The sequence below is a fragment of the Oleiphilus sp. HI0132 genome, assembly GCF_001635845.1.
Genome location: NZ_LWGJ01000213.1, coordinates 1 through 4,942 on the forward strand (window position 1 = coordinate 1; position 4,942 = coordinate 4,942).

5 protein-coding genes are annotated in these 4,942 nt (G+C 43.4%); 1 reads left to right on the plus strand and 4 read right to left on the minus strand.

The genetic code is table 11. The features are described 5' to 3' along the window. The 3 genes from A3766_RS02665 to A3766_RS02675 all read right to left on the minus strand — a co-directional run. Window positions 1-267, minus strand: a 267-nt coding sequence (locus A3766_RS02665) for a transposase (protein WP_197479231.1), incomplete at its 3' end; no start/stop codon positions are given. 387 nt (window positions 268-654) lie between these two features. Beyond that, window positions 655-1,674 carry a lipase secretion chaperone gene (locus tag A3766_RS02670; RefSeq protein ID WP_068516043.1) on the minus strand — a complete coding sequence of 340 codons (1,020 nt, stop codon included), beginning with the start codon at window positions 1,672-1,674 and terminating at the stop codon, window positions 655-657. A 106-nt stretch (window positions 1,675-1,780) separates the two neighbouring features. Then, window positions 1,781-2,740, minus strand: coding sequence for a triacylglycerol lipase (locus tag A3766_RS02675; protein WP_068516041.1), 960 nt, complete (start codon window positions 2,738-2,740; stop codon window positions 1,781-1,783). 211 nt (window positions 2,741-2,951) lie between these two features. Here A3766_RS02675 and A3766_RS02680 point away from each other — a divergent pair, with 211 nt between their 5' ends. Continuing rightward, the gene (locus tag A3766_RS02680; RefSeq protein WP_068552958.1) at window positions 2,952-3,752 is read left to right on the plus strand and encodes a helix-turn-helix domain-containing protein; all 801 of its coding nucleotides are present in this window, start codon (window positions 2,952-2,954) and stop codon (window positions 3,750-3,752) included. A gap of 79 nt (window positions 3,753-3,831) precedes the next feature. Here the strand turns inward: A3766_RS02680 and A3766_RS02685 are convergent, their stop codons facing one another. Further along, entirely contained in the window at window positions 3,832-4,794 is a 963-nt protein-coding gene (locus A3766_RS02685; RefSeq protein WP_068516034.1) for an NAD(P)-dependent oxidoreductase, read from the minus strand. Between the last annotated feature and the right edge of the window lie 148 nt (window positions 4,795-4,942).

The following is a 4,942-nucleotide window of genomic DNA, read 5'->3' on the forward strand; positions in this document are numbered from 1 at the left end:
GCGGTTAGCTTCTCGCTCTAATCGGCGTGAGGATTGAATTCGGTTCAGGTAGCCGTAGAGGTATAACTTAAGTAGCATTGCTGGGTGATAATTGGGACGCCCTGTATCTTTTGGGACAACACCTTTAAAGCCAAGTTCGTTTAAGTCGAGCTCATCAACAAAAACATCAATCACTCTGACAGGGTTTTCAGTACTGACGAAGTCATCGAGGACTTCAGGGAAAAATGTCGCCTGAGATCGGCTTTTACCCTTAATATGGTGGGACATAACAGCTCACTTCCTTGTTTTTAAGCTGTTGAGAATTATACCAAACTTGTTAATTCGAAAATGATACTTGCGTATATTTATGATCTGCTCACAGCAAAAACTGAACCACAGTTTTCACACAGCCTGTGCTCTTTTCGTTAATTCACTAAACGCAAAGTTTGGCTGAATAATCCCTATCTGTATATGTCTTCTGAATGGCAGACTTGCGGACTTTTTTGCCTGTGGGTGTTGAATTGCTATGCCGAGTGCCCCATTTTCGTCTGTAAGATCGAATTCTGTCTATCACGACCTTTATCGCGCCAGATCGAACCTTTTGGCTACAAGTACGTAACAGTATACCATTCTGGACTGAGCCCTTTAATTGTCCATTTCAATTCGAATTGGCACCTATGGAAGCCTGTCATCACTCATCAGAGCACTAACGCGCTTACGCTCTGTTTCATCAAAGTGATAGGCCAACAGTTCAGAAATGGATTGCTCCTTATCTTGTTCACTTAAGCTAGAATCTAAGACAGTTTTTCGCTCAGCGGAAAAGCTGCTAAGTCTCTGCGACCATTGCGCTCGACGTTTGTCTAAATCGGCTAGCGCTGCCGCAGCCTCACTCCCTAGCATGTTCTCCCGCAGCTGATACACTTCGCTAACGGGCGCATTATCGGCTTTCATTTTTCTAACTTGTTCTGATAGCAATGCATGTTGCTGAGCGCGCTGCCTCGTTGCTCTAATGTCCTCTGGTAGTTCAAGGCTCGCTATCTCTATATGTTGTTGTTTTTCTGTTGCTGTTAGTGTTTCATCACTGTTGATTTTTAACTGCTGAATCAAGAACCTGTTCTGGATATCTTCAGAAGCAAAGAATGCTTCATATTCAACTTGATCAAAGAAGCGCTCTCTGTAGGTCTTAATCTCAGACTGCTGAGCTATCAGTTTATCGAGCATATTTACTCCCGAATCGTATACAACAAAACCCTGCTGAAGCTCCTCGATACCGATTTTGTAGTCAATATAACGTTTAAGTAGGTCCAGAGCTTGTGAACGAGCCGGCTCGCCTAGCTCTGCTTTAATAGTTTCTTGGATTGAAGCAATGACCTGCTCTAGTTCATACTCTCCAAGAGTAGATAGGAAGTATTCGAACATATCTTTAAGACCTTCATCAGCCAGCAAGTTCTGACTTTCATCAACACTTAAGTTGTGATTCACATCAGTTCCCGCGAGTGATGAAGAAGAAAGCGCTTTGATACCCTCCACTTCATAGGGTTTGTGATACAAAGACTCGTTAATTTTTCTGGCTTCTATCATAGTAACAGGCGCACTATCCGAGCCTATTTCTGCGTAACCAAAGTATTCATACAAAGCAATCGATACCACGAAAATGACTGCTATCGATGCAATCGACCCGGTTTTTATCGTCATAATAACCTCTTAAAAAAGTGGGGCCCATAGGACCCCAAAACGGCATTTCCAGTATAAGGTTGCCTGATTGCCCAAATTGGAAAGCACATAATTCTCTAGGAATCGTTTATAGGCCAGCCTTCTTAAGGCGGTTAGCATGTTTCTTAAATAAGGTCTTTGGATCAGTCTCGAACAATGATGTTAATCCTAAGACATGATTATTGGCATCAATGTGGTTCATGAAGTAATCATCACGAATAACCTGGCCAAAGTGAGATGCACAACGCCCGGTAATACCGTCGTTATCTTCACCTGAATCAAACGCTAAACCTGTGATGGCAAACAAGGTATCTGAAATATCCCCAACAGCAGTCAGATGACCTGTGCCGCTCCATGAATAGAGCTTGATATCTTCGCCATTGATCGTCACTTGCGAAGGCCCATTACCACACTCAGTTGTCGGTAAGCCATGCGTGTAAGTTGCATTGTATTGCGCTGCACCTTGAGCATTAAACTCTCCCAACATAGCGTAAATATCAGAGTCGGACTTTTTATTGTCTGATAATAAGTTAACTAGATCACCGACTGCATTAGCAAACGCGCCAAATAACGTTCCACGAATTGTTTCTGGTGGAGCTACATCTGTCACCAAGTCTGCAATAGGCGAACCAGTATGTGGCGTATGCATCGTAGTAACCGACGCAACAAGGTCAGGACGTGTTTCCATTACATAACGCGAAGTCATACCACCCTGGCTATGACCCATTAGGTTGAACTTTTCGATTCGTCCACCGGAACTTGCTTTAATTTCCTCAAGCTGAGCGATCAGCTCTTCACCTCGGCCCACAGAACTATCAAAAGCATTGATCTTAGCTACATAAGCTTCACCACCACGACTTTCAATAGCGCTCGGAATCTGATGCCAATAATCGACAATAGAAATTGAGTCGAAGGCAAATATTCCAGGTACTAACATGATTGGATTTTCTGTTTTCGTGTAACTAAAATAATCAGAAAAGAATCCTGCTTGTGTCGGAGCAGCTGCTGCACATGTGAGAGCAGCCGTTAATGCGAGTGTCTTTTTCATAGATATATCCTCAAATTTATTTTTATACTGAGTTAAATACCAGCCTTTTAAACACTGACACCAAGCCCTACTACTTCGCTTGTATAATCTGATACTCCCCTCGTTTTTCTATCACTAGTGAGTTTTGGTTCTCATAACTAACATGAAAAAGAGGACTATTTTCTTCAAAAGGCCTATCTTTAGCGTACACATGTACCGAGATCTAATAACAATGAACAAGAAGTCTCTCCTGTATCTATGGGAAGAACGAACGCTCTTTATTGGCAGGCTTGAAGAGCCACTGAACTTATCCCAAGGCGCTGCAACTCTGACCCTGTCACTGGGCGGTCCTATTAAAGTTGAGTCAAAAGATCAGAACATTTGTTTTGAAAGCACATGCGTATTACTAAAACCGGGCTGCTCTGTAACGATAGATACACAACATCAGGTCATCGCAAATTGTAATCTAGATGTTATGGGGCGGGACTTTAGCGCCTTATCCGACCTCTGCCGCGATATGGGCCAAGGGGTTTTTAGCGAGTTTGGCAACGAACAATTATTCAGACAGTCTGTTATTGATATTTACGACTCAGAACGCTCCACGAGCGAAACCAAATATGAGATTGATAGCCTATTCAAAACATGTGTAAAGAAGCCTTTTGACAGTGATAAACGCGTATCTAAGGTAGTCGATTTGATCAAGGATTCTATTGACACAAACCTATCTATTGAGAGTCTCGCTGATACAGTGAACTTGTCAGTACCTGGACTCACCAAAGTCTTCAAAAAACAAACAGGCGTACCCATACGCAGGTATCGTCAATGGCATAGGTTATTTGTCACCGCAGTCGAAATCAGCAGAGGAAAGAGTTTAACCGACGCCGCCATTGATGCGGGTTTTGTCGACCTATCTCATTGCACCCATACTTTTAATATGATGCTAGGCATGAAGCCGTCATATTTTTTATCCCAACCAGAGCGAATTATTGTGATGACTGAAAATAAGCAGCGCCTATCTTGTACAAAAAATTGAGCGAGTCAGACTCTAAAGCTCATAGTAATCAGTCGCCTCAGCGAGGGTTGGGACTTTCTGTCTACATGATGAGGTAGTTTTATATCACTCCCTGCTCACGCAGCCATTGCTCACTCCTAGCCATACCTTCTTCAAGGCTAACTTTAGGCTGATACCCTAGCTCTGCACTGGCCTTATCATGGATATATTTAGCACTAGGCCTCGATAGCATCGCAACGGTAGAAGGATTTAATTCTGTACGTTTACCGAAAAGATGAGCCATTCGCTCCGCGGCAAAAGCGATAGGATAAAGCAGCTGTTTGGAAAGTGTTCTTGCCGAGTCCAAACCTAACATTTTGGCTAAAAAAGAAAAATACTCCTGATTACTCACCTGCCCCATGCCTGATAGGATATAAATCTGTCCGATTGCCTTGTCTGAGTTCAGTGCCAAATAACAGCCCTCAACCAAGTCATCAATATACACTGGGCCGAACATACCTTCTTTCGGGGCGATGAATTTCTTTTGCTTCATCATGTCAATTGGCGTCACGGTCCAGGGTCGGGAGCCCGGACCGTAAACATCTGCAGGGCGGATAATGGTGGCATCCACTTTTCCTGCATTGTTGTAGTTCAGAACCAAATGTTCACTAGCCAGTTTGGAGTCTGAATATTTCTGACCGCAAGCCCTCAAGGCAGTATTTTCATCCATTGCTCCGGTGTGACTTAAGCCCAACGCGGCAACGGAGGAAAAGTGCAGAAAGCGCTTTTTGTTATCACACTTTGCCGCTTCATCTAATACAGTCTGCGTACCCAACACATTAACGCGCCAGGTTTCCTCTTCTGTTGCAGCATTAGAGACCACTGCAGCCGTGTGAATGAGGGTGTCACAACCAGCTAGCATGTCTCGCCATCTCTCTGGCTCAAATAAATCAGCTTGTATGATGTTTTGTTCCTGATTGGCACTTAGATCAATCCCACAGGTCTCGATACCTTTTTTATTTAGGCAACGCGCCAGACTTTGTGCGATAAAACCTTTTGCGCCGGTAATAAATACTTTCTTCATTGCGGCCTGCCTATTATTTTTGTTGTTTCAATACGTTTCTGACAATCGAATCAATATAGAAATTAACTAGCTTTACGGGAATCAGTCTGTTCATCCAATAGGTCATCCGGGCGAGCTTGCCTGGAATGATGTAAAAACGCTTCGATTC